At 72.7% G+C, this 23,466-nt stretch carries 19 protein-coding genes; 14 read left to right on the top strand and 5 right to left on the bottom strand.

The window, feature by feature from the left end; genetic code table 11:
* Positions 1–75 precede the first annotated feature (75 nt).
* A complete protein-coding gene (locus tag ACF1DX_RS04180; protein WP_391789684.1) occupies positions 76–885 on the bottom strand; it encodes an endo alpha-1,4 polygalactosaminidase in 810 nt (269 codons plus the stop codon).
* Positions 886–1,197: 312 nt separating this feature from the next.
* Here ACF1DX_RS04180 and ACF1DX_RS04175 point away from each other — a divergent pair, with 312 nt between their 5' ends.
* The 7 genes from ACF1DX_RS04175 (at position 1,198) to ACF1DX_RS04145 (ending at position 12,185) form a co-directional block, all read left to right on the top strand.
* Entirely contained in the window at positions 1,198–2,721 is a 1,524-nt protein-coding gene (locus ACF1DX_RS04175) for a leucyl aminopeptidase (protein WP_391789683.1), read from the top strand.
* A gap of 482 nt (positions 2,722–3,203) precedes the next feature.
* The gene (lpdA, locus tag ACF1DX_RS04170; protein ID WP_391789682.1) at positions 3,204–4,592 is read left to right on the top strand and encodes a dihydrolipoyl dehydrogenase; all 1,389 of its coding nucleotides are present in this window, start codon (positions 3,204–3,206) and stop codon (positions 4,590–4,592) included.
* Positions 4,593–4,654: 62 nt separating this feature from the next.
* Positions 4,655–6,460: a 2-oxoglutarate dehydrogenase, E2 component, dihydrolipoamide succinyltransferase gene (gene sucB, locus ACF1DX_RS04165; protein WP_391789681.1), complete on the top strand. Its 1,806-nt coding sequence runs from the start codon at positions 4,655–4,657 to the stop codon at positions 6,458–6,460.
* Positions 6,461–6,675: 215 nt separating this feature from the next.
* Positions 6,676–7,299 (top strand): GntR family transcriptional regulator, encoded by a 624-nt coding sequence (locus ACF1DX_RS04160; protein ID WP_391789680.1) that lies wholly within the window; start codon positions 6,676–6,678, stop codon positions 7,297–7,299.
* 424 nt (positions 7,300–7,723) lie between these two features.
* Positions 7,724–10,429, top strand: a complete 2,706-nt coding sequence (gene aceE, locus ACF1DX_RS04155; RefSeq protein ID WP_391789679.1) for a pyruvate dehydrogenase (acetyl-transferring), homodimeric type — start codon at positions 7,724–7,726, stop codon at positions 10,427–10,429.
* A gap of 62 nt (positions 10,430–10,491) precedes the next feature.
* Positions 10,492–11,466, top strand: coding sequence for a helix-turn-helix transcriptional regulator (locus ACF1DX_RS04150; protein ID WP_391789678.1), 975 nt, complete (start codon positions 10,492–10,494; stop codon positions 11,464–11,466).
* A 200-nt stretch (positions 11,467–11,666) separates the two neighbouring features.
* The gene (locus ACF1DX_RS04145; RefSeq protein ID WP_391789737.1) at positions 11,667–12,185 is read left to right on the top strand and encodes a DUF4240 domain-containing protein; all 519 of its coding nucleotides are present in this window, start codon (positions 11,667–11,669) and stop codon (positions 12,183–12,185) included.
* A gap of 30 nt (positions 12,186–12,215) precedes the next feature.
* On the opposite strand, the gene ACF1DX_RS04140 is transcribed toward ACF1DX_RS04145, so the two are convergent.
* Positions 12,216–13,052: a peptidoglycan recognition protein gene (locus ACF1DX_RS04140; protein ID WP_391789677.1), complete on the bottom strand. Its 837-nt coding sequence runs from the start codon at positions 13,050–13,052 to the stop codon at positions 12,216–12,218.
* Between the two features lie 301 nt (positions 13,053–13,353).
* On the opposite strand from ACF1DX_RS04140, the gene ACF1DX_RS04135 reads away from it, so the two are divergent.
* On the top strand, positions 13,354–14,538 hold the full coding sequence (locus tag ACF1DX_RS04135) for a MarP family serine protease (RefSeq protein WP_391789676.1): 1,185 nt from the start codon (positions 13,354–13,356) through the stop codon (positions 14,536–14,538).
* A 15-nt stretch (positions 14,539–14,553) separates the two neighbouring features.
* On the opposite strand, the gene ACF1DX_RS04130 is transcribed toward ACF1DX_RS04135, so the two are convergent.
* The gene (locus ACF1DX_RS04130) at positions 14,554–15,039 is read right to left on the bottom strand and encodes a GNAT family N-acetyltransferase (protein WP_391789675.1); all 486 of its coding nucleotides are present in this window, start codon (positions 15,037–15,039) and stop codon (positions 14,554–14,556) included.
* A gap of 71 nt (positions 15,040–15,110) precedes the next feature.
* Between ACF1DX_RS04130 and ACF1DX_RS04125 the strand changes: the two genes are divergently transcribed.
* On the top strand, positions 15,111–16,013 hold the full coding sequence (locus ACF1DX_RS04125; protein ID WP_391789674.1) for a TIGR01777 family oxidoreductase: 903 nt from the start codon (positions 15,111–15,113) through the stop codon (positions 16,011–16,013).
* Between the two features lie 334 nt (positions 16,014–16,347).
* The gene (locus ACF1DX_RS04120; protein WP_391789673.1) at positions 16,348–17,751 is read left to right on the top strand and encodes an NAD(P)/FAD-dependent oxidoreductase; all 1,404 of its coding nucleotides are present in this window, start codon (positions 16,348–16,350) and stop codon (positions 17,749–17,751) included.
* Positions 17,752–17,865: 114 nt separating this feature from the next.
* Here ACF1DX_RS04120 and ACF1DX_RS04115 read toward each other — a convergent pair whose 3' ends face one another.
* Positions 17,866–19,320, bottom strand: a complete 1,455-nt coding sequence (locus ACF1DX_RS04115) for a regulator (RefSeq protein ID WP_391789672.1) — start codon at positions 19,318–19,320, stop codon at positions 17,866–17,868.
* Positions 19,321–19,620: 300 nt separating this feature from the next.
* On the opposite strand from ACF1DX_RS04115, the gene lipB reads away from it, so the two are divergent.
* The 4 genes from lipB to ACF1DX_RS04095 all read left to right on the top strand — a co-directional run bounded on the left by lipB (position 19,621) and on the right by ACF1DX_RS04095 (position 22,779).
* On the top strand, positions 19,621–20,418 hold the full coding sequence (gene lipB / locus ACF1DX_RS04110; protein ID WP_391789671.1) for a lipoyl(octanoyl) transferase LipB: 798 nt from the start codon (positions 19,621–19,623) through the stop codon (positions 20,416–20,418).
* A 155-nt stretch (positions 20,419–20,573) separates the two neighbouring features.
* A complete protein-coding gene (gene lipA / locus ACF1DX_RS04105) occupies positions 20,574–21,539 on the top strand; it encodes a lipoyl synthase (protein WP_391789670.1) in 966 nt (321 codons plus the stop codon).
* 267 nt (positions 21,540–21,806) lie between these two features.
* Positions 21,807–22,037 (top strand): hypothetical protein, encoded by a 231-nt coding sequence (locus tag ACF1DX_RS04100; protein ID WP_391789669.1) that lies wholly within the window; start codon positions 21,807–21,809, stop codon positions 22,035–22,037.
* Positions 22,038–22,074: 37 nt separating this feature from the next.
* Positions 22,075–22,779, top strand: coding sequence for a DUF4191 domain-containing protein (locus ACF1DX_RS04095; protein WP_391789668.1), 705 nt, complete (start codon positions 22,075–22,077; stop codon positions 22,777–22,779).
* Positions 22,780–22,880: 101 nt separating this feature from the next.
* Here ACF1DX_RS04095 and ACF1DX_RS04090 read toward each other — a convergent pair whose 3' ends face one another.
* Positions 22,881–23,351: an RDD family protein gene (locus ACF1DX_RS04090; protein WP_391789667.1), complete on the bottom strand. Its 471-nt coding sequence runs from the start codon at positions 23,349–23,351 to the stop codon at positions 22,881–22,883.
* Between the last annotated feature and the right edge of the window lie 115 nt (positions 23,352–23,466).

The raw sequence follows: 23,466 nt of genomic DNA, 5'->3' as shown, positions 1-23,466 counted from the left end.
CGCTGTCCGTGCCCGCCACCGGCCGCCGTTCCCTGGCCGGCCGGGTGGCGGGCACGCCGGTGACGGGGCCCGGCCTCAGCAGGCCTGCCGCCACGCGTCCAGTTCGTACTTCTTGAGCAGGGAACTCAGCCCCAGCCGGCGGGAGCCGGCGCAGAAGCGGTCGGTGGTCAGCTCGTACTCGACGTGGAAGACGGCCTTGTCCGCCTCGACGAACGGGGTCAGCTCGGCGCACTCGCCGTACTGGGCGCACTGTTCGTTGACCGCGAAGTCGAAGTCGTCGACCAGTTCGGGGATCTGGTCGAGGTCGTTCTTCAGGCCGACGGCCATGCCGCGCTCGTGGGCGAGCCGGGCGATCAGCCGGTTGTAGCGGAGCTGGTCGCCGGCGGTGAGCGGGAACCCGGTGCGGTTGCGGTAGCCGTCCATGTTGTCCGGCTCCACCGCGTCGAAGCCCTTCTCCCGGCACATGTCGAGGCGCTCGGCCATGAGCGGCTCCAGCACGTCGGTACGGCGGATGTCGAGCCAGCGCTCGCCCTCCCAGCCGTTGCCGCGGCCGATCACCGACTTCGGGAAGTCGTCGGCGTCCGGGCGGAAGTCCTCCCAGGCGCCGGTGGAGAGGTAACAGATGACCTTCCGGCCGTCGCGGTGCAGCTTCGCGACCGTCTCCTCCGAGTGGTCGAAGCCGTCGATGTCGTAGACCGGGACGTCGACGGAGGTGTCGAGCCGTCCGCTGAGCTGCCACTGCCAGCCGGTGCCGGGCCGGGGCCGCCAGCGGTCGCCGGCCGGTGTCTTCGCGGCGCCGTCGGCGTCGGCGCCGGGTCCTGGCCCGGCCGTACAGGCCGCCAGCAGCAGGGCGAACAGCGGAAGAAGGAGGAAGGGTCGTCTCACCGGGCGGTCTCCAGAACGGGCGGCGGTGTGGTCGGCACCGCGGGCGGTACACAGGAACCTCAAGGATCATCGTCGCCGTCCCCGGGTACGGCGGCGGGGTACGGGAAACGGCCATGGCGCCACCGCGAGGTGAACGCCCGCAGGAGTGAGCGAACGCTCACACGCGCGTAGGCTCGTGCCGAGTGTCCGCCGCCCGGGGACGACCCCGACGGCACCGCGCCCGTATGTCGGAACTAGGGTCGGCTGCCGGGCCCGGTCGACCCACACCTTTCGGCCACAGCAACTTCACATCGGAAGCGAGATTTCACCACCGTGACTGCTCTCACTCTCAGCACCGCCGCGGTCCCCGGCCTGCGGGCCGACGCGATCGTGATCGGTGTCGCCAAGGGCTCCACGTCAGAGCCGGGAGGTCCCGTCGTCGCACCGGGCGCCGAGGCCGTGGACCAGGCGTACGACGGCGGGCTCGCCGGCGTCCTGGAGACCCTCGGCGCGTCCGGTGCCGAGGGCGAGGTGACGAAGCTCCCCGCGCCCGCCGGCTTCAAGGCGCCGCTCGTGGTGGCGGTGGGCCTCGGCACCCAGCCCGGGAAGGACGCCGGTTACGACGCCGAGGCGCTGCGCAAGGCGGCCGGTGTGGCCGCCCGTGCCCTCGCCGGTTCCAAGAAGGCCGCGTTCGCCCTGCCCCTGACGGACGCCGCCGACGCCGGCGCGGTCGCCGAGGGCGTGCTGCTGGGCGCGTACTCCTTCGACGCCTACAAGGAGAACGGCAAGAACGGCAAGGCGCCGCTCGCCGAGGCCGTGCTGCTCGGCGGCAAGCCCCGCGACAAGGCGTACAAGGCCGCGGTCGAGCGCGCCACCGCCGTCGCCGAGGAGCTGAACCGCGCCCGCGACCTGATCAACACGCCGCCGAACGACCTCAACCCCGAGGCGTTCGCGGCCATCGCCCAGGCGGCGGCCAAGGAGCACGGCATCAAGGTGCAGGTGCTCGACGAGAAGGCCCTGACCAAGGGCGGTTACGGCGGCATCCTCGGCGTCGGCGCCGGGTCGGCGTCGGGGCCGCGGCTGGTGAAGCTGTCGTACACCTCGTCCAAGGCGAAGAAGCACCTCGCGCTGGTCGGCAAGGGCATCACCTACGACTCGGGCGGCATCTCGCTGAAGCCGGCCGGGCACAACGAGACGATGAAGTGCGACATGAGCGGTGCCGCCGCCGTGTTCGCCGCGGTCGTCGCCGCCGCGCGGCTGGGCCTTGAGGTCAACGTGACCGGCTGGCTGGCGCTGGCCGAGAACATGCCGTCCGGCTCGGCGACGCGCCCGGGTGACGTGCTGCGCATGTACAGCGGCAAGACGGTGGAGGTGCTCAACACGGACGCCGAGGGCCGGCTGGTCCTCGCGGACGCGCTGTGGGCGGCCTCGCAGGAGAAGCCGGACGCGATCGTGGACGTCGCGACGCTGACCGGGGCGATGGTGCTGGCGCTGGGCAGCCGGACGTTCGGGATCATGGCGAACGACGACGCGTTCCGCTCCGCGGTGCTCGAGGCGGCGGAGGAGGCCGGCGAGCCGGCATGGCCGATGCCGCTGCCGGAGCACCTGCGCAAGGGCATGGACTCGGCGACCGCCGACATCGCCAACATGGGTGAGCGAATGGGCGGCGGGCTGGTCGCGGGCCTCTTCCTGCGCGAGTTCGTGGGTGAGGGGATCACCTGGGCGCACCTGGACATCGCCGGGCCGGCGTTCAACGAGGGCGGGCCGTTCGGGTACACGCCGAAGGGCGGAACGGGGTCGGCTGTCCGCACGCTGGTGCGGGTTGCCGAGCTGGCGGCTTCGGGGGATCTCGGCTAAGGGCTCTTGGGCGCGCCCAAGAGGTCGGACGTGCGGGGAGTTGCGCGACTGCGGGTCCGTTGTGGCCGGTCGCGCCCGCGCGGCGGAGCCGCAGATCAAATACCGCCCCGCGCCCCTTTGGGGCGGCTGCGGACGGCCCCTCCTGGCAGGTGCCGTCCGCCGGTCGCGCCCCCTCAGGGGCGCGGAGAACTGCGCGAGCAACCCCCACCCGCCCGCGCGTCCGAAATCAAGGGGCAGCGCCCCCTCTGAGGCCCGGGCAGGCCCCGCCCGCCCGGGCGGTCCGGGATCGAAGGGGCACCCCCCTTCGAGGAAGTGGGGTGTCTCACACCACGGCCCGGCGTCTCGTTCGGGTCCCGCAGGTGCGAAGATGGGGCTCGGCAGGACAGGGCCCCACCTAAGGGCCGAGAACATAGAGCGGCCGGACACCAGCCGCCGACCGGTCACTGGAGACCGGCGTGGCGCACATGCATGGAGGACGTGACGTGGCGAACGACGCCAGCACCGTTTTCGACCTAGTGATTCTCGGCGGTGGAAGCGGTGGCTACGCCGCGGCCCTGCGCGGGGCGCAGCTGGGCCTGGACGTCGCCCTGATCGAGAAGAACAAGCTCGGCGGCACCTGCCTGCACAACGGCTGCATCCCCACCAAGGCCCTGCTGCACGCGGGCGAGATCGCCGACCAGGCCCGCGAGAGCGAGCAGTTCGGCATCAAGACGACCTTCGAGGGCGTCGACATGGCGGGCGTGCACAAGTACAAGGACGACGTGATCGCCGGCCTGTACAAGGGCCTGCAGGGTCTGGTCGCCTCCCGCAAGGTGACCTACATCGAGGGTGAGGGCCGGCTGTCCTCCCCCACCTCCGTCGATGTCAACGGTCAGCGCGTCCAGGGCCGCCACGTCCTGCTGGCGACCGGCTCCGTGCCGAAGTCGCTGCCGGGCCTGGACATCGACGGCAACCGGATCATCTCCTCCGACCACGCCCTCGTCCTGGACCGCGTGCCGAAGTCCGCGATCATCCTGGGCGGCGGCGTCATCGGCGTCGAGTTCGCCTCCGCGTGGAAGTCCTTCGGTGCCGACGTCACGATCGTCGAGGGCCTCAAGCACCTCGTCCCGGTCGAGGACGAGAACAGCTCCAAGCTGCTGGAGCGCGCCTTCCGCAAGCGGGGCATCAAGTTCAACCTGGGCACCTTCTTCCAGAAGGCCGAGTACACCCAGGACGGCGTCAAGGTCACCCTCGCCGACGGCAAGGAGTTCGAGGCCGAGGTCCTGCTCGTCGCCATCGGCCGCGGCCCGGTCTCGCAGGGCCTGGGCTACGAGGAGCAGGGCGTCGCCATGGACCGCGGCTACGTCCTGGTCGACGAGTACATGCGCACCAACGTGCCCACCATCTCCGCCGTCGGTGACCTCGTCCCGACGCTCCAGCTCGCGCACGTCGGCTTCGCCGAGGGCATCCTGGTGGCGGAGCGTCTGGCGGGTCTGAAGACCGTTCCGATCGACTACGACGGTGTCCCGCGGGTGACGTACTGCCACCCGGAGGTCGCCTCCGTCGGCGTCACCGAGGCCAAGGCCAAGGAGATCTACGGCGCGGACAAGGTCGTCGCCCTGAAGTACAACCTGGCGGGCAACGGCAGGAGCAAGATCCTGAAGACCGCGGGCGAGATCAAGCTCGTCCAGGTCAAGGACGGTGCGGTGGTCGGCGTCCACATGGTCGGCGACCGTATGGGCGAGCAGGTCGGCGAGGCCCAGCTGATCTACAACTGGGAGGCGCTGCCGGCCGAGGTGGCCCAGCTCATCCACGCCCACCCGACGCAGAACGAGGCGATGGGCGAGGCCCACCTGGCGCTGGCCGGAAAGCCCCTCCACTCCCACGACTGACGCTCTCGGGCATCGGGCGCGACGACACAGACTTCCGCACTTTTAAAGGAGCAACCGAAACCATGGCGGTTTCCGTAACCCTTCCGGCGCTCGGCGAGAGCGTCACCGAGGGCACTGTCACCCGCTGGCTGAAGGCCGAGGGCGAGCGCGTCGAGGCCGACGAGCCGCTGCTCGAGGTCTCCACCGACAAGGTCGACACCGAGATCCCCGCTCCCGCCTCCGGCGTGCTGTCCTCCATCAAGGTCGCCGAGGACGAGACGGTCGAGGTCGGCGCCGAGCTGGCGCTGATCGACGACGGCACCGGCGCCCCCGCGGCCGAGCAGGCCCCGGCCGCCGAGCAGGCCGCCCCGCCGGCCCCCGCCCCGGAGCCTCAGGCCCAGCCCTCCACCGAGCAGGCCGCCCCGGCCCCGGCGCCCACCGCCGAGGCCACGGCCGGCGGCGGCTCCGCCCAGGGCACGGACGTGGTCCTGCCCGCGCTCGGCGAGTCCGTCACCGAGGGCACCGTCACCCGCTGGCTGAAGTCGGTCGGTGACACCGTCGAGGCCGACGAGCCGCTGCTGGAGGTGTCGACGGACAAGGTCGACACCGAGATCCCCGCCCCCGCGTCCGGCACGCTGCTGGAGATCGTGGTCGGCGAGGACGAGACCGCCGAGGTCGGCGCCAAGCTCGCCGTCATCGGCGAGGCGGGTGCCGCTCCGGCCGCCGCCCCGGCCCCGGCCGCCCCCGAGGCCCCGGCGCAGCCCGCCCCGGCCCCGGCTCCCGCCCCGGCTGCCCCGGCTCCGGCTCCGGCCCCGCAGCAGGCCGCCCCGGCCCCCGCTGCGGCCCCGGCCGCCCCGGCTCCGGCCCCGCAGGCGCCCGCAGCCCCGGCCGCTCCGGCGCCCGCCCCGGCCCCGGCTGCCGCTCCGGCCGCTCCGGCCGCCGCCCAGCCCACGGACGAGGGCGCCTACGTGACCCCGCTGGTGCGCAAGCTCGCCGCCGAGAACGGCGTCGACCTGTCCACCGTCAAGGGCACCGGCGTCGGCGGCCGCATCCGCAAGCAGGACGTCATCGCCGCCGCCGAGGCCGCGAAGGCCGCCACCGCCGCCCCGGCCCCGGCCGCCGCTGCGGCGCCCGCCGCGAAGAAGGCCCCGTCCCTCGAGGCCTCCCCGCTGCGCGGCCAGACCGTGAAGATGCCGCGGATCCGCAAGGTCATCGGCGACAACATGGTCAAGGCCCTGCACGAGCAGGCCCAGCTCTCCTCGGTGGTCGAGGTCGACGTCACCCGCCTGATGAAGCTGCGCGCCCGCGCCAAGGACGCGTTCGCGGCACGTGAGGGCGTCAAGCTCTCCCCGATGCCGTTCTTCGTCAAGGCCGCCGCCCAGGCGCTGAAGGCGCACGCGCCGATCAACGCCAAGATCAACGAGGCCGAGGGGACCATCACCTACTTCGACACCGAGAACATCGGTATCGCGGTGGACTCCGAGAAGGGCCTGATGACCCCGGTCATCAAGAACGCCGGTGACCTCAACATCGCCGGTATCGCCAAGGCGACCGCCGACCTGGCGGGCAAGGTCCGGGCCAGCAAGATCAGCCCGGACGAGCTGGCCGGCGCGACCTTCACCATCTCCAACACCGGTTCGCGCGGTGCGCTGTTCGACACGATCATCGTGCCCCCGGGCCAGGTCGCGATCCTCGGCATCGGTGCCACGGTCAAGCGTCCGGCCGTCATCGAGACCGAGGAGGGCACGGTCATCGGCGTCCGCGACATGACCTACCTGACCCTCTCCTACGACCACCGCCTGGTGGACGGTGCCGACGCGGCCCGTTACCTGACGGCGGTCAAGGCGATCCTGGAGGCCGGCGAGTTCGAGGTCGAGCTCGGTCTGTGACCGGGTGACCCGCCGTCGCTGACACGGTCCTACGGTGCCCCCGCCCGGGAAGTCCTCACGGCTTCCCGGGCGGGGGCATCGGCGTATGGAACATGTAAGTCTCGTCTCACCTGGGCGAAAGCGCCCCTGTGCGCCCCTCCCGGGCGGGCCGGTCGCCGTATTGTCTAAGCGTCAAAGCCCCCCGGGGGCCCGTGGGCCCCGCTAAGGAGCCCCTCATGACCGCGCCCGTCGTCCACTCGCTGCGCGAACAGATCCGCGAGCACATCCTGGAAGGGATCATCAGCGGACGCTGGCAGCCGGGCGAGCGGATCGTGGAGCGGCGGATCGCGACCGAGCTGGAGGTCAGCCAGACTCCCGTACGGGAGGCGCTGCGCGAGCTGGAGTCGCTGCGGCTGATCGAGTCGGCGCCCAACAAGGGCGTACGGGTGCGGAACCTCACGGCGGCCGACCTGGAGGAGAGTTACCCGGTGCGGGCCGGTCTCGAGGCGATCGCGGCGGAGCTGGCCGCGGGGCGGCTGGCGGAGGACTGCTCGGCGCTGGAGCCGCACGTCGCCGCGCTGTACGAAGCCGACCGGCTGTCCGACGGGACGGGGCAGGTGCGGCACACCGTGGGATTTCACCGGGAGTTGGTGCGGGCCGCCGGGAACTCGGTGCTGCTGCACACGTGGGAGGGGCTGGGGATCGAGGTGTTCACGGCGTTGTCGATACGGTGGCTGGGGACGGTGCAGCAGTCCTACGCGGAGGAGCACGAGGAGCTGGTCGCCGCGTTCCGGAGGCGGGATCCGCGGATCGCGGAGCTGGTGAAGGCGCATGTGCTGGGATGCGCGCCTCGGGCGTAGCGCCGGGAGCTTTTTTCGCCCCCGCCGCCCCTTCCCGTCCCGTCCCTGGGGGCTTCGCCCCCGGACCCCCTTCGCGCCCGCGCGGCGGAGCCGCATGTCGGCACAGCCCCGCGCCCCTGCAGGGGCGCGGGGAACTGCGCGATCGGCCACCGACGGGCCGCAGCCGTCATACCACCGAGCCGCCCGAGCTCTTCTGCGCGCACACCCCCTCACCTGCGCAAACACCCCGACTGAACAGTCACCCCGTGCCACCGCCGGAGGCACCCCGTGCCTACTTTCTCGAGATCGAGAGATTTTGCCCCTCAACCCTTTGATCGATCATCGATCAGGGAGTTACAGTCGCCAGCGGGCTTGCACCCGAGCCCTCCGCCCTGTCCTGCCAAAGACACAAGGGCACCCCCCTTCGACTGAGGAAGGCGGCGACATGACGACCGACCCCAACGCCATCCAGCCGAGCGAGCTCGACCAGCTCCCGGACCGCGACCCCGAGGAGACCGCCGAGTGGCAGGCCTCCCTGGACGCCGTCACCAAGGCGGCCGGGCCGCACCGTGCCGCGTACCTGATGCGCCGCACGCTGGAGCGTGCCGAGGGAGCCGGCCTCGCGCTGCCGAAGCTCCTCGAGACGGACTACGTCAACACCATCCCCACCGCCGCCGAGCCCGCCGTGGACGGCGACGAGGCGCTGGAGCAGCGGATCACCGCCTGGAACCGCTGGAACGCGGCGGCCATGGTGACCCGCGGCAGCAAGTACGGCGTCGGCGGCCACATCGCCACCTTCGCCTCCGCGGCCTGGCTCTACGAGACCGGCTTCAACCACTTCTTCCGCGGCAAGGAGGGTGACGGCTCCGGCGACCAGCTCTACATCCAGGGCCACGCCTCCCCCGGCATCTACGCCCGCGCCTTCCTCGACGGCCGGATCGGCGAGCAGCAGCTCGACAACTTCCGCCGTGAGGCGGGCGGCAACGGCCTGCCGTCGTACCCGCACCCGCGCCGCCTGCCCTGGCTGTGGGAGTTCCCCACCGTCTCCATGGGCCTCGGGCCGATCTCCGCGATCTACCAGGCGCGCTTCAACCGCTATCTGACCAGCCGCGGCATCAAGGACGTCTCCGACTCCCACGTCTGGGCGTTCCTCGGTGACGGCGAGATGGACGAGCCCGAGTCGACGACCGCGCTCACCCTCGCCTCCCGCGAGCAGCTCGACAACCTGACCTTCGTCATCAACTGCAACCTGCAGCGCCTCGACGGTCCGGTGCGCGCCAACTTCAAGATCGTGCAGGAGCTGGAGGCCCAGTTCCGCGGCGCCGGCTGGAACGTCATCAAGACCCTGTGGGGCACGGCCTGGGACGAGCTGTTCCGGCTCGACACCACCGGCGCTCTCGTACGACGCCTGCGCGAGGTACCCGACGCGCAGGTGCAGACGTACCAGACGCGCGACGCCGCCTACATCCGCGAGGACTTCTTCGGCAAGGACCCGGCGCTCGTCGAGATGGCGAAGCTGCTGAGCGACGACAAGATCCTCGAGTGCTTCCACCTCTCGCGCGGCGGCCACGAGTCCCGCAAGGTGTACGCCGCGTACAAGGCCGCGCTCGCCCACAAGGGCGCGCCGACCGTGATCCTGGCGCAGACGGTCAAGGGCCACACCCTCGGTGAGGGCTTCGCCTCCAAGAACGCCAACCACCAGATGAAGAAGCTGACGGTGGACGAGTTCAAGGCGATGCGCGACCGGCTGGAACTGCCGATCTCCGACGCGCAGTTCGTCGACGGCCAGGTCCCCTACGTCCACCCGGGCGCCGACTCCCCCGAGGTCCGCTACCTCCAGGAGCGCCGTGCCGCCCTCGGCGGTCCGGCCCCGGCCCGCCGCGTGCACCCGGTCGCGCCGCTGCCGCAGCCCGCCGACAAGGCGTTCGCCGCCTTCGACAAGGGCTCCGGCTCGCAGAACGTGGCCACCACCATGGCCTTCGTCCGCCTGGTCAAGGACCTGGTCCGCGACAAGGAGACCGGCAAGCGCTGGGTGCCGATCGTCCCCGACGAGGCGCGCACCTTCGGCATGGAGAGCCTCTTCCCGTCCCTCGGCATCTACTCGCCGATGGGCCAGACGTACGAGCCGGTCGACCGCGACCAGCTCATGTACTACAAGGAAGCCAAGAACGGCCAGATCTTCAACGAGGGCATCACCGAGGCCGGTGCCATGGCCGAGTTCGTCGCCGCCTCGACGTCGTACGCGACGCACGGCGAGACGATGATCCCGTTCTACATCTACTACTCGATGTTCGGCTGGCAGCGCACCGGCGACCAGATGTGGCAGCTCGGCGACCAGCTCGGCCGCGGCTTCCTCGTCGGCGCCACGGCCGGCCGTACGACGCTGACGGGCGAGGGCCTCCAGCACGCCGACGGCCACTCGCCGGTCATCGCCGCGACCAACCCGGCGGCACTGACGTACGACCCGGCGTTCGCGTACGAGATCGGCGTCATCGTCAAGGAGGGTCTGCGCCGGATGTTCGGCGAGGCCAAGCCGGACGAGGACCAGAACGTCTTCTACTACCTGACGGTCTACAACGAGCCGCTGCCGCAGCCCGCCAAACCGCAGGCGGCCGGCATCGACGAGGGCATCGTCAAGGGCCTGTACCGCTTCAACACGGCGGAGTCCGCGGGCCTGTCCCCGGCCGCGAACGCGCCGCGCATCCAGCTCCTGGGCTCCGGTACGGCGATCCACTGGGCGCTGAAGGCGCAGAAGCTGCTCGCCGAGGAGTGGGGCGTGGCCGCCGACGTGTGGTCCGCCACCTCGTGGACCGAGCTGCGCCGGGACGCCATGGAGGCGGACGAGGCACTGCTGCGCGGCGAGGACCGGGTGCCGTTCGTCCGGCAGGCGCTCCAGGGCGCCGAGGGTCCGGTGCTCGCGGTCTCCGACTACATGCGCCAGGTCCCGGACCAGATCGCGCAGTGGGTCGAGCAGGACTACTCGTCGCTGGGCGCCGACGGCTTCGGTCTGTCGGACACCCGTGACGCGGCCCGCCGCCACTTCGGCGTCGACGCCGAGTCCATCGTCGTCGCGGCCCTGGCCCAGCTCGCCCGCCGTGGTGAGGTCCAGGCGGCCTCGGTGAAGGAAGCGCGCGAGAAGTACGGCCTGTGACGGCCTGACCGTGCAGGAGGCCCCCGCCCACCCCGGGCGGGGGCTTCTTGCATGATGGGCGCATGCGCGCTGCCCGGCTGATCAAGATGGTGCTGCTGCTCCAGTCCCGGCCCTCCATGACCGCCGCCGAGCTGGCGCGGGAACTGGAGGTGTCGGAGCGGACGGTCACCCGGGACGCGCAGGCGCTGTCGGAGGCCGGGGTGCCGGTGTACGCGGACCGGGGGCGGATCGGCGGCTACCGGCTGGTCGGCGGGTACCGGACGCGGCTGACGGGGCTGGCGCGCGGGGAGGCGGAGGCGCTGTTCCTGTCCGGGGTGCCGGGGGCGCTGCGCGAGATGGGGCTGGAGGACGCGGCGTCGGCGGCCCGGCTGAAGGTGTCGGCGGCCTTGTCGCCGTCCCTGCGGGACGCCCCCCGTACGGCGGCGCAGCGGTTCCATCTGGACGCGCCGAACTGGTTCCATGAGCCGGAGACGCCCGGGCTGCTGCCGGCGGTCGCGGACGCGGTGTGGGACGACCGGCGGGTCACCGCCCGGTACCGGCGTGACGGCGGCGAGGTGGAACGGGAGCTGGAGCCGTACGGGCTCGTGCTCAAGGCGGGGGTCTGGTACCTGTGTGCGCGGGTGGCCGGGCAGGGGTCCTTCCGGGTGTACCGGATCGACCGGTTCACGGCGGTGGAGGCGGGCGCGGAACGTTTCGAGCGGGCGGAGGATTTCGATCTGCCGGCGTTCTGGGGGGAGCGGGCGGAACAGTTCGCGCGGTCGATCCTGCGGGCGGAGGTCGTGGTGCGGCTGTCGGCGGAGGGGGCGCGCCGGCTGCCGTATGCCGTGGACGCGGTCGCGGCGCGGGAGGCGTTGGCGCGGGCGGGGGAGCCGGAGGGGGGCGGGTGGGTGACGGTGACTCTGCCGGTGGAGTCCGAGGAGGTCGCCCATGAGCAGTTGGCGGCGCTGGGGGCGGAGGTGGAGGTGCTGGCGCCTTTGACCCTGCGGGAGCGGTTCGTGGCGGAGGCCGCGCGGCTGGCGGAGCTGTACGGGTTGTGAAAAGGGGGTCCTTTCGATTCCCTGGTGCGGGGGTGGGATGCCTTCCGGGGGTTTCGCCCCCCGCCGCCCCTTCCCGTCCCGTCCCTGGGGGCTGCGCCCCCAGACCCCCGTGCGCGGTTCCCCGCGCCCCTGTTTGCCCGGACCCCCTTCATGCGCTGCGGGTGCGTCCGTGGACCGTAGGGTCGATGCTTGACCTCGTGATGGACGAGACGGAGTTCTGGGAGCTGGTGGACGCCGCCCGTGAGGACGCCGGGGGTGATCCGGAGGAGCAGGCCGATCTGTTGGTGGAGCGGCTGCTGCGGCTGGACCCGGAGGCGGTCCTGGACTTCGCCCGTCACTTCGAGTCCCGGTACCACCGCGCCTACCACTGGGATCTGTGGGGCGCCGCCTGGGTGCTGCTGGGCGGGGCGAGCGACGACGCCTTCGACTACTTCCGGTGCTGGCTGATCGGCCAGGGCCGGGAGGTGTTCGAGGGGGCGCTGCACGACCCGGACGCGCTGGCCGATCTGCTGGACGAGTTCGACGAGGAGGTCGACGGCGACGGCGAGGACCTCGGTTACGCCGCGGACGAGGCGTACGAGCAGCTCACCGGGACGGTGGCACCCGACCTCGACCTGCCCCCGGCCCCCGCGGAGCCGGAGGGCACGCCGCTCGACTTCGAGAACGAGGCCCTGCTCGCCGAACGCTACCCGCGGCTGTGGGAGCGGTTCGGGGGCTGAGCGACGGGGAGCCGCTCAGTGGAACGGGGCTCACCTCGGGGCCCCCGCGATCCGGCCGTTCTGCTTCCGCGTCGCCTTCTGCGCCTTTTCCTGCCGCTCCTGACGGCCTCCGGCGTCCGGCTTGCGGCCCTGCAGCTCCGCCGCCATCTCCCTGATCCGCGGCAGACGGGCTTGCAGGGCGGCCCCCGGACAGCTCGTCATGAAGCCGTCGCTGTGGCCCGCGAGGGCGGGCAGCATCGCGGTGGTGCCGGTCGCGTACCGGCTGCCGCCGTTGCTGGAGACCAGCCGGACGTCGGATCGCGGGTCGGTGCCGGACGTACCGAGCTTCCAGGCCGCCAGTTCGGCGATCGCGCGCTCCATCGCGGGTGGCACGGGCACCCCGGCGGTGAAGGTGCCGAGCGCGGCTATGCCGGTGCTGCGGTGGTTGAAGCCCAAGGTGTGGGCGCCGGTGACGGGACGGCCCGCGCCGCCCGCGCGGCCTTCGTAGATGGTGCCGCAGCGGTCGACCAGGAAGTTGTAGCCGATGTCGTCCCAGCCCCGAGCGGTGGTCTGGCCCTCGTAGAGGCTGCGTATGTGGGCGGGGGCCTCGGCGCAGTCGTAGTCGTTGGGCGAGTCGGTGTGGTGTACGAAGACGGCGACGACCTTGTCGTCGTAGCGCGGGGGCGGCTGTTCGCGGTCGGTGTCGCCCGCCCAGACCGTTCTCGGCACGATGTGCGGCCTGGGCGCCGTGTGGGCGGCCGTCTTGCGTGCGGGGGCTGCGGCCGAGGGCTCCGCGGCCCGCTCGACGCCGTACGCACACAGCACCAGGGCGACCGCCGCGGCGAAGCCCGGCACGCAGCCGAGCAGCACCTTGAGGGTTCGGGGCATGCCGGCGCCGCCGGTCCTGCGGGATATTCGGGGAGCGAGACGCAGCCGTGCTCCCCCGTTCGGTCTTCTGAGTACACGCATGCTCTTCACTGTGGAGCCGATCGGGCGAGCCCGCGACGTGGCCGTGCCAACCGGTGGACCCGCCGTCCGGTCAGCGGCGGAACCATCGTCCGGGTCCGCGGCGTTCTTCCGGGTACACGCGCGTGCGGCCGCTTTCCGGTGGTCGACCGCGCGTGGCTGATCACCGGGCCCCTCCCCCACGTACTGATGGTCCGGTGGTCCCGAGAGAGAGGCGGCGTGCGTGGACCTGCTCGACATCCTGCTGTTGCTGGTGGTCCTGGCCTACGCGGCGTCCGGTTACCGGCGCGGGCTGCTGGCGGGCTGCGTCTCGCTGGCCGGTTTCGTGGGCGGTGCGGTCGTGGGTGTGTGGATCCTGCCGTGGGTGATGGACCTGGTGACGCCGGGGACGACCCGGGCGACGGTGACGGCCGTGTTCACGGTGCTGCTGCCGGCCGTGACGGGCCATGAACTGGCGGGGCGGCTGGCGCTCAGACTGCGGCGGGAGCTGGACCGGGGCCCGCTGCGGGTGGCGGACGGGGTCGGCGGGGCGGCGGCCAACTCGGTGGCCGTGCTGATCGTGGCGTGGGTGGTGGCGAGCGTGCTGGGCGCCTCCTCCTCCCCGCTGGTGACGTCGGCGATCCGGGACTCACGGCTGCTGGGCGCGGTGCAGGACGCGATGCCGGACACCACTCCGGGCTGGTTCTCCCGGGCCACGTCGGCGCTGACCGAGGCGGGTTTCCCACAGGTCTTCAACCCGTTCGAGAACGAGTCGACCGCCGAGGTCGCCGCACCCACCGGCGACAGCGTCACCGCCGCCGCCACCCGGGCCGCGCAGCGCGGCACGGTGAAGGTCGAGGGCGTGACGGGCCTCCAGGGCCGCGAGGGCAGCGGCTTCGTGTACGCGACGGAGCACGTGATGACCAACGCCCACGTGGTGGCCGGCATCGACGAGCCGACCGTGCGCGTGGGCGGGGTGGGACGGACGTACGCGGCACGGGTGGTGCTCTTCGACCCGCGCAAGGACGTGGCCGTGCTGTACGTGCCGGAGCTGCGGGCGCCCGTCCTGGAATTCGACGACGACGCCGATCGCGGCGACTCCGCGGTCGTCGCGGGCTACCCGCAGGACGGCGACCTGAACCTTCAGGCGGCGACGGTCGCCCACCGGGTGCGGGCCCGGGGGCAGAACATCTACAACGACGCTGTGGTCACCCGTGAGATCTACTCGATCCGCTCGACCGTCCGCCCCGGCAACTCCGGCGGCCCGCTGCTGACCACCGAGGGCCGGGTGTACGGCGTGGTGTTCGCGCGTTCCACCTCGGACGCGGAGACCGGCTACGTGCTGACGGCGGACGAGGTGGCGGACGACGCCGAGCGCGCGGCGGACGCGACGGCGCCGGTGGACACGGGGGAGCCGGTGACGTCATAGACCCCGCGGTCCCCGTCAGACCAGCGACCGCCCCATCATGACGTCGTCGACGTACTCGCCCCCGATGAAGAACTCCCCCGGCTGCACGCCCTCCACGACGAAGCCCTCGGACGCGTACAGCGCGCGTGCGGCGGTGTTGTGGCCGAGCACGCGCAGGGTGATCCGGCGGGCGCCGCGCTCCCGTGCCTCCGCGACGGCGGCCCGCACCAGGGCCCGGCCCACGCCCAGACCGCGCGCCTCCTCGGCGACGGCGAGGCCGCGGATCTGCCGTACGTGCGCGTTGCTGGCGAGTTCGGTGGGGAAGCCGAGACGGACGTACCCCACGATCCGGCCCCCGTACTCGGCGACACGGTGGTCCCGGGGCCCGGACCGCTCGCTGAAGAACGAGTCGTCCGCCGGCGGCGGGACGACGGCGTGCACGGTGGACCAGGTCTCCCGGTCGAGGCGGGCCAGCTCCCGCTCGTCGTCGGAACGGGCGACGCGTATGGACGGCTCGGACATGAGTGCCACTGTACGGGCGGATCGCGTCGCCCCGGCCGTGATTCCGTGCCGCGAGGGGCAGGATGGACGCCATGGAACGTTCCCGAATCGCGGTGGCCGGTGCGTCCGGGCTCATCGGTGGCGCGCTGGCGCGGTCCCTGACGGCGGACGGGCACGAGGTGGTCCGGCTGGTGCGGCGCGTTCCGCGGGCGGCGGACGAGGTCCGCTGGGACCCGGAGCGCGGGTCGGTGGACGCGGCCGGCCTCGCCGGGTGCGACGCGGTGGTCAATCTGGCGGGCGCCGGGGTCGGCGGCCGGCGCTGGACGGCGGCCTACAAGGCACGGATCAGGGCCAGCCGGGTCGGCGGCACGACCGCGCTCGCCGAGGCCGTCGCCGGGCTGCCCGGGGACGTACGGCCCCGGGTGTTCCTCAACGGCAGCGCGATCGGCTACTACGGCGAGACCGGCGACCGGCCGGTGGACGAGAGCGCGCCGCCCGGCGAGGGCTTCCTGCCGGAGCTGTGCGTCGAGTGGGAGGCGGCCGCGGCACCGGCGCGGGAGGCGGGCGTACGGACGGTGTTCGCGCGCACCGGCCTGGTGGTGGCGCGCGGGGGCGGGGCGTGGGGCAGGCTCTTCCCCCTCTTCCGGGCCGGGCTGGGCGGACGGATGGGCGACGGACGCCAGTACTGGTCGTTCATCGCCCTGCACGACGAGGTGGCGGCCCTGCGCCACCTCCTCGACACCGACGGGCTGTCCGGACCGTTCAACCTGACCGCGCCCCACCCGGTGACCAACCGTGAGATCACCGCGGCGATGGCGCGCGTGCTGCGCCGCCCGGCGGTGTTCGCGGTGCCGGCGCCGGTGCTGCGGGCCGTGCTCGGGGAGATGGCCGGGGATGTCCTCGGCAGCGCCCGGGTGCTGCCGGCCCGGCTGCTGGAGTCCGGCTTCCGGTTCGCGTTCCCCCGGATCGAGGGGGCGGTCCGGGCGGCGCTGTGAGCGCGCGGGCGCGAAGGCGTACGGGCGGGCGGGCACGGCCGTACGGAGGTGGAAGGGCACGCCCGTACGGAGGCGGAAGGGCACGCCCGCGTGAAGGCGGGAGGGCGCGCCCGCGTGACCACGATCCGCCCGGAACCGATCCGTCTCCGAGCCCTCTGCGACCACCTCGTGCCCGTCCGGCGTGCGTATGCGACCGTCGTGCGCCCGTGCTCTGTCCATGCGCGACTGACCAGGTACTCGGCCACGGCCCTAACCTCGACCCGAACTCGGGTATCCCTGGGGCCTGTTGAGGGCATGACGTCTCCAGCGCCCGCGCAACCTCGAGGAGGGGCACGTGCTTGAGCCCACGTACCAGGCGGACGTCGTCGTCGTGGGAGCCGGGGTCGCCGGACTCTCCGCGGCGCGACGACTGACCAGCGCAGGAGTCACCACCCTGGTCCTGGAGGCCGCCCATGAGGTGGGCGGCCGGATGGCGACCGAGAAGATCGACGGCTTCCGGCTCGACCGGGTCGGACGACTGCTGTCCACGGCGTATCCCGAACTACGGCCGGCCTCGGGCCTCGACGGGCTGGTGCTGCGGCCCTTCGCACCCGGTGTCCTGCTGCACAGCGACGGACGGCACCACCGTGCGGGCGTGCAGCCGGGCGCGAGAGGGGCGCGGAGCGCGAGGGGCGCACTCCATGCCGTGCGCGCCCTGGCGAGCGCCCCACGGCCGGGCTGCGGGCCCGGAAGGCCGGTGGCCGTGCCCGGACGGCAGGTGTCCGTGCCCCGCAGCCGCACCGGCGCCCCGCTGGGCACGGCGGTCGACCAGGCCCGCCTGGGCGCCGCGTTCAGCAAACTCGCGGGCACGCCGGTGGAACGGCTGCTGGCCCGGCCCGAGACGACGGCGGCCGAGGCGCTGCCGGCCCGGGGCCTGCCCGCCCGGACCATCGACGGCTTCCTGCGCCCTCTCCTCGCCGCTCTGCTGTGCGACCCGGACCTCACCACGTCCAGCCGGTGCGCGGATCTGGCGCTGCGGGCGTTCGCGAGCGGGCGGCTGTGCGTGCCGGAGGGCGGTGCGGAGGCGCTGCCGCGGGCACTGGCGCGGACGCTGCCGCCGGGCACGGTGCACACGGGGGTGCGGGTCACCTCCGTGTCGACGACCTCGGTGACCACCGCGGAGCACGGGGAGTTCCGGTGCGGCGCGGTGCTGATCGCGACCGGGGCGCGGGCCGCCGCCGAGCTGCTGCCCGGGCTGCGGGTGCCGGACTTCCACCCCGTGACGGTGGTGCACCACAGCGTCGACGAGGTCCCGGGGGCCGGTGCCTCGCTGCTGCTCGACGCCGAGCGGGGCGGGCCGGTGGCGCACACGGCGGTCGTCAGCCGGGTCGACCCGTCCCGGGCCCCGGCCGGTCGCACGCTGGTCAGCTCGACGGTCCTGGGGCCGCCGGCGCCGGGGGTGGACACGGCCGTACGCATGCATCTGGCCCGGCTGTACGGGGCGTCGACGGCGCGGTGGGAGACGCTGGGGGTGTACCACACGGCGGAGGCGGTGCCGGCGATGCGGCCGCCGCACGATCTGCTGCGGCCGGTGCGGTTGCTGGCGGGGCTGTACGTGTGTGGTGATCACCGGGACACCGGGACGGTGCAGGGGGCGTTGCACTCGGCGCACCGGGCGGCCGCGGCGATCCTGGCGGATCTGGGGGTGGGGCGGTCGATGCACCGGGCGGATCCTGTACCGAGCGCTCGCGCGGCGTGAGCCGGGGGCGGCGCTTCGCGGGTGCCCCGCGTGGGTGCGGGCCGGGGTGTTCGCACCGCCCGGCACCTCGCGGGGCCCCGGCGTGGGTGACGGAAGCCGCGGGCGCTGCCCCGGTCAGCCGTAGGCCGCGACCCTGTCGCGGTACGTGCGTACGGGGGCGGCGTCCCGGTACGGCTCCAGCCTGCGTTCGAAGTCCCGGACGTACTCGACGGCCCGCACCGAGCGCATCTCCGCCGCCGCCCCGGCCGCCTCGGCCGCCAGCTGGCACGCCTGGTCCAGCTCCCCCAGACCGAGCCGGGCGGTCGCCAGCACCACCCGGCAGAAGAGCCGGCTGCGGGCGTACCCCGGCGCCCGCAACCGCAGTGACCGCTCCGCGTGCTGCGCGGCGGCCCGGAACTGCTGCAGATCCCGGTGGCAGTGCCCGAACTCGTCGGCGAGCTGCGCCTCGTCGAAGAAGCGCGCCCAGTACGGAACCTCGTCACCGGGCCGCGCCCCCTCCAGCGCCCGCTCCGCGCGCACCAGCGCCGCCGTGCAGGCCCGCACCTCCCCCAGCACTCCGTGCCCCCGCGCCTCGGCCGCGTGCAGCAGCGCCTGCACGGCCGGCGGTCCCGACCCGCCCGCCCCCTGCTGGGCGACCCGCGCGAGCTGCACGGCCTCCCGTCCGTGCCCGAGGTAGACGGCCTGCCGGCTCATGGTGACCAGGACGTAAGCGCCGTACGCCCGGTCCCCCGCCGCCTGTGCCAGCCGCAGCGCCTGCACGAAGTACCGCTGCGCGAGCCCGTGCGCCGCGATGTCGTACGACGTCCACCCGGCCAGCCGCGTCAGGTCCGCGGCGGCCGCGAACAGCCGCCGCCCGGTCTGCTCGCCGTACGTGCCGCGCAGCATCGGCTCGCACTCGTGCTCCAGGTACCGCACGAGGGCCTGGCGGGCGTGCCCGCCGCCGTACGCGTCGTCGAGCGTGCGGAACAGCTCGCCGACCGACCGCAGCGCCGCGATGTCACCGCCGGTGACCCGGTGGCCCGGACCGCGTTCGGCCGCGGCACGCCGGCGCGCGAGCGGTTCGGCCGGCCGCAGCGGCGGCCGGCCCTGCGCCGGCACCCGTACCGGCGGCTCCGCCCGGGCCACCTTCTCGTCCGCCCGCCCGATCAGCCAGTCCCGGCTCGGCACGACCAGCCCCGCCGAGGTGAAGGCGATCTTCCGCAGCTCGGCGTGGCTGCCGGAGTCCTTGCGCCACAGCCCGCTGACGATGTCGACGGCCTCCTCGGGGGTGGCGGCGAACTCCAGTCCCGCGTAGACCGGCGCACAGGCGTCCAGCCCCAGGTCCTGCGCGGTCAGGCGGCGGCCCAGACGCCGGGTGAAGACCTCGGCGATCAGCGCCGGCGTCGTACCGCGGGGCTGCTGCCCGCGCAGCCAGCGGGTGACGGAGGTCTTGTCGTATCTCAGGTCGAGCCCGTGTTCGAGACCGAGCTGGTCCACGCGACGGGCGAGTCCCGCGTTGGAGAACCCCGCTTCTGCGATGAGCGCGGCGAGCTGTCGGTTGGGGGTGCGCTGCGCGGGTCGTTCCGTCATCTGCGGTGCGGTCTCCTGCCTTCCGGCTGAGCGAGGTGCCCGGATTGCCTGTGAGCAGCCCTTATGGACACACGGACGGCGTGAATGTAGCGGAGAGTAAGCACCCGATCGCAGAATTCGACCGGCATTCATCCGATCGTGTGAGGATTACCCGAAGGCTGACAGTCGCCCCGACCAGCCCCGGCCGACTCGGCCGGCCCGACCAGCCCCGACCGGCCCCCGGTCATCCTCCGCTCGAACGGTCGTACAGTGGCGTGGGCGCGTTTCGTGCCTGACGACCTTCTAGGGAGGCGCTTTGCCGTGAGCGATGTGCGGTTCGTACGGATGGGCTTCGGGGCCGAGGCCGTGGACTACCAGCTGGCCTGGGACGAGCAGCGCCGGGTGCACGCGGCACGGTTCGCCGACGAGGTGCCCGACACCGTGATCCTCCTGGAGCACCCCCCGGTCTACACGGCCGGCCGGCGCACCGCGGAGAACGAGCGCCCCCTCGACGGCACCCCGGTCATCGACGTGGACCGCGGCGGCAAGATCACCTGGCACGGCCCCGGCCAGCTCGTGGGCTACCCGATCCAGAAGCTGCCCCGCCCGGTGGACGTGGTCGCACACGTCCGCCGCCTGGAGGAGGCCCTGATCCGCACCTGCGCGGAGTTCGGCCTGGAGACCACCCGGGTCGAGGGCCGCAGCGGCGTCTGGGTCCTCGGCGACCCGGTGGAGCGGCGCCCCGCGCTCGGCGGACTCTCCCTGGACTTCGACCCCCGGCTCACCGACGACGAGTTCGACCCCCGCCTCAACGGCCCGGAGTACGCGCCCTCCAACGCCGGCCAGCGCCGCGAGGACCGCAAGATCGCCGCGATCGGCATCCGGGTGGCCAAGGGCGTCACGATGCACGGCTTCGCGCTGAACGTGAACCCCGACAACAAGTGGTTCGACAAGATCATCCCGTGCGGCATCCGCGACGCGGGCGTCGCCTCCCTGGCGAACGAGCTGGGCCGCGACATCACGATCGCCGAGGTGCTCCCGGTGGCGGAACGCCACCTCCGGGACGTCCTGGAGAACGCGGAACCCAAGCCCCGGGTCATCGAAAGGACACCGGCATAGAGACAGCCCGTCCGGCGTTCCAGGACAGGGCCCGTCCAGGGCCGGGGCGGGGCCCGGGGGCGGCAGTCCCCGGCAGCCCCGGCACCCACGCCGGGTTTCAAATCAACGGGCGTACCCTTGAGCACGCCGAAGAATCAATCGCTAGGGAGCCGGTCGTGTCCGCAGTCGCACCCGACGGACGCAAGATGCTGCGCCTGGAGGTCCGCAACAGCCAGACCCCCATCGAGCGCAAGCCCGAGTGGATCAAGACCCGGGCGAAAATGGGCCCCGAATACTCCAAGATGCAGAACCTCGTCAAGAGCGAAGGGCTGCACACGGTCTGCCAGGAAGCCGGCTGTCCGAACATCTACGAGTGCTGGGAGGACCGCGAGGCGACCTTCCTCATCGGCGGCGACCAGTGCACCCGGCGCTGCGACTTCTGCCAGATCGACACCGGCAAGCCCGAGGCGCTGGACCGTGACGAGCCGCGCCGCGTGGGCGAGTCGGTCGTCACCATGGACCTGAACTACGCCACCATCACCGGCGTCGCCCGCGACGACCTGGAGGACGGCGGCGCCTGGCTGTACGCGGAGACCGTGCGCCAGATCCACGCGCAGACCGCCGGCCGCGCGGAGGGCCGCACCAAGGTCGAGCTGCTCGCCCCCGACTTCAACGCGGTCCCCGAGCAGTTGGAGGAGGTCTTCTCCTCCCGTCCCGAGGTGTTCGCGCACAACGTCGAGACGGTCCCCCGGATCTTCAAGCGGATCCGCCCCGGCTTCCGCTACGACCGCTCCCTGAAGGTCATCACCGAGGCCCGCGACTACGGCCTGGTCACCAAGTCGAACCTGATCCTCGGCATGGGCGAGACCCGTGAGGAGGTCAGTGACGCGCTGAGGCAGCTGCACGACGCGGGCTGCGAGCTGGTCACCATCACGCAGTACCTGCGGCCCTCCGTGCGCCACCACCCCGTGGAGCGCTGGGTGAAGCCGCAGGAGTTCGTGGAGCTGAAGGAGGAGGCCGAGCAGATCGGCTTCTCCGGTGTGATGTCCGGCCCGCTGGTCCGCTCCTCGTACCGCGCCGGCCGCCTCTACCGGATGGCGGTCGAGAAGCGGGGCGCGTACGTGGCCTCCCAGGCCGTCTGACCTCGCCCGGAGCCGTCCGGCGGCACACCGCCGACGGCGTGTGAATTCACACACAAGGCCCTACCCGCCGGTAGTGGCCGAGACCACGCGGCCCCGACCGTCCTCGCAGATGAGGGAACAGGTCGGGGCCGCGTCGGCGCTCCGGACCCTCCCACCGGAGCTTCATGCCTGTTTGACCGGCCGGTCACGCCCTGGTAACACCAGTCAGTGAGCCTGGAATCACAGCACGTGCACCCCTGTCCGCCGGCACCGAGGGAGACCTCCACCATGCAGGCCGCGCCCGTCCGCGCCACCGCCATCCCGTCCTTCGCCACCGCACTGCGCGCCGTCGAGTCGCTGCTGATGAGCGGCGGTCAGCGCACCGCCCGCCGCAACGCCTGGACCTCGGTGCTGGAGGACCGCCGTCGCGCCAGGGACCGGGTCGAGGCACAGCGCGTCCTCGACCAGACCCCGAGCGCCCCGCCCCTGAGCGCCCCGTCCCTGCCGACCCGCCCCTGACCTACCGCCCCCCGCCGGGACACGTAGACTTCATGACATGGCGAGGAAGGAAACCGCAGCGGACGCTGCGAACCCCGGGCGACTGAAGCAGATCGCCCTGACCTACAAAATGACCCGCAGGGCCGACAAGAAGATCGGTCTTGTACTCGCGGCTGTCGGAATCGTCACCTTCGGTGTCTTCCTCGCGATCGGTTTCTTGATCGGGCACCCCATCTATCTCGGTATCCTGGGCCTCCTGCTCGCCTTCCTCGCGACGGCGATCGTCTTCGGGCGCAGGGCCGAGCGGGCCGCCTTCGGGCAGATGGAGGGACAGCCGGGCGCCGCCGCGGCCGTGCTCGACAACATCGGCCGGGGCTGGACGACGACCCCCGCGGTGGCGATGAACCGCAACCAGGACGTGGTGCACCGCGCGGTCGGCAAGGCCGGCATCGTGCTGGTCGCCGAGGGCAACCCGAACCGGGTGAAGGGCCTGCTGGCCGCCGAGAAGAAGAAGATGAACCGCATCGTCGCGGACGTCCCGGTGCACGACCTGATCGTGGGCACCGGCGAGGGCCAGGTCGAGCTGAAGAAGGTCCGCACGACCATGCTCAAGCTGCCCCGCGTGCTCACCGGCCCGCAGGTCACCGCGACCAACGACCGGCTGCGCGCCCTGGGCGACCTGATGAGCAACATGCCGCTGCCGAAGGGCCCGATGCCCAAGGGCATGAGGCTGCCGAAGGGCGGCGGCCCGAGGGGCCGCTGACCCACCCTCTCCCGATACGACGACGGGGGCGCCGGAAGTGATTCCGGCGCCCCCGTCGTCGTATCCCGGGACCGATCGTCGCATCCCGTCAAAAGCGGCTGTCAGATCCGCACCTCGACCGTGCGGGCCAGCCGGTCGTGCAGTCCGCGGCCGTCACGGTCCCAGACGAGGGCGGGGACGGCCAGGCACAGCAGCACCGAGCGCACCAGCCCGCGCAGCGGCTGGATCCGGCCGCTGTCGAGGGCGACCACCCGCAGCCCGAACAGCCGCTTGCCGGGGGTGAAGCCGACCGTGCCGACGGTGAGAACGCTCAGCACGAGGAACACCAGCAGCGCCCAGTTACTGGTCGCCTGCCCCTCGTAGCCCTCGGTGATCAGACCGTATGCGATCAGGACGCACAGACCCCAGTCCACGGCGAGGGCGCCGAGCCTGCGGCCGGGGCCCGCGATCGAGCCCGGTCCGTTCTCCGGCAGCCCCAGCTGCTCACCCCGGTAGCCGAACTCGGCACCGGCGTCCTCCAGGGCCGCGCGGGGCCCCGAGAGCCATGATCCGATTGCTTGCCTGTTGTCCACCCGTCCACGGTACTGCGCCCGGATATGCCCGCAGGACGGCGGGGTGCGCCGGGGCTACCGTGGGAGAGAACCCGGTTAACTTGTGCGAAACAAATGGGTCACGCCCGAGAAATGA

Source organism: Streptomyces sp. NPDC014676 (assembly GCF_043084105.1).
Classification (GTDB): domain Bacteria; phylum Actinomycetota; class Actinomycetes; order Streptomycetales; family Streptomycetaceae; genus Streptomyces.
This window is presented reverse-complemented; position numbering and strand designations above follow the sequence as displayed.

Bases quoted from the DNA above. Each gene is read 5' to 3' on its own strand.
- sucB (WP_391789681.1), top strand. From the start codon at position 4,655: ATGGCGGTTTCCGTAACCCTTCCGGCGCTCGGCGAGAGCGTCACCGAG.
- ACF1DX_RS04095 (WP_391789668.1), top strand. From the start codon at position 22,075: ATGGCGAGGAAGGAAACCGCAGCGGACGCTGCGAACCCCGGGCGACTG.
- ACF1DX_RS04125 (WP_391789674.1), top strand. From the start codon at position 15,111: ATGGAACGTTCCCGAATCGCGGTGGCCGGTGCGTCCGGGCTCATCGGT.
- ACF1DX_RS04160 (WP_391789680.1), top strand. From the start codon at position 6,676: ATGACCGCGCCCGTCGTCCACTCGCTGCGCGAACAGATCCGCGAGCAC.
- ACF1DX_RS04145 (WP_391789737.1), top strand. From the start codon at position 11,667: ATGGACGAGACGGAGTTCTGGGAGCTGGTGGACGCCGCCCGTGAGGAC.
- ACF1DX_RS04150 (WP_391789678.1), top strand. From the start codon at position 10,492: ATGCGCGCTGCCCGGCTGATCAAGATGGTGCTGCTGCTCCAGTCCCGG.
- ACF1DX_RS04100 (WP_391789669.1), top strand. From the start codon at position 21,807: ATGCAGGCCGCGCCCGTCCGCGCCACCGCCATCCCGTCCTTCGCCACC.
- aceE (WP_391789679.1), top strand. From the start codon at position 7,724: ATGACGACCGACCCCAACGCCATCCAGCCGAGCGAGCTCGACCAGCTC.
- ACF1DX_RS04140 (WP_391789677.1), bottom strand. From the start codon at position 13,052: ATGCCCCGAACCCTCAAGGTGCTGCTCGGCTGCGTGCCGGGCTTCGCC.
- ACF1DX_RS04115 (WP_391789672.1), bottom strand. From the start codon at position 19,320: ATGACGGAACGACCCGCGCAGCGCACCCCCAACCGACAGCTCGCCGCG.
- ACF1DX_RS04130 (WP_391789675.1), bottom strand. From the start codon at position 15,039: ATGTCCGAGCCGTCCATACGCGTCGCCCGTTCCGACGACGAGCGGGAG.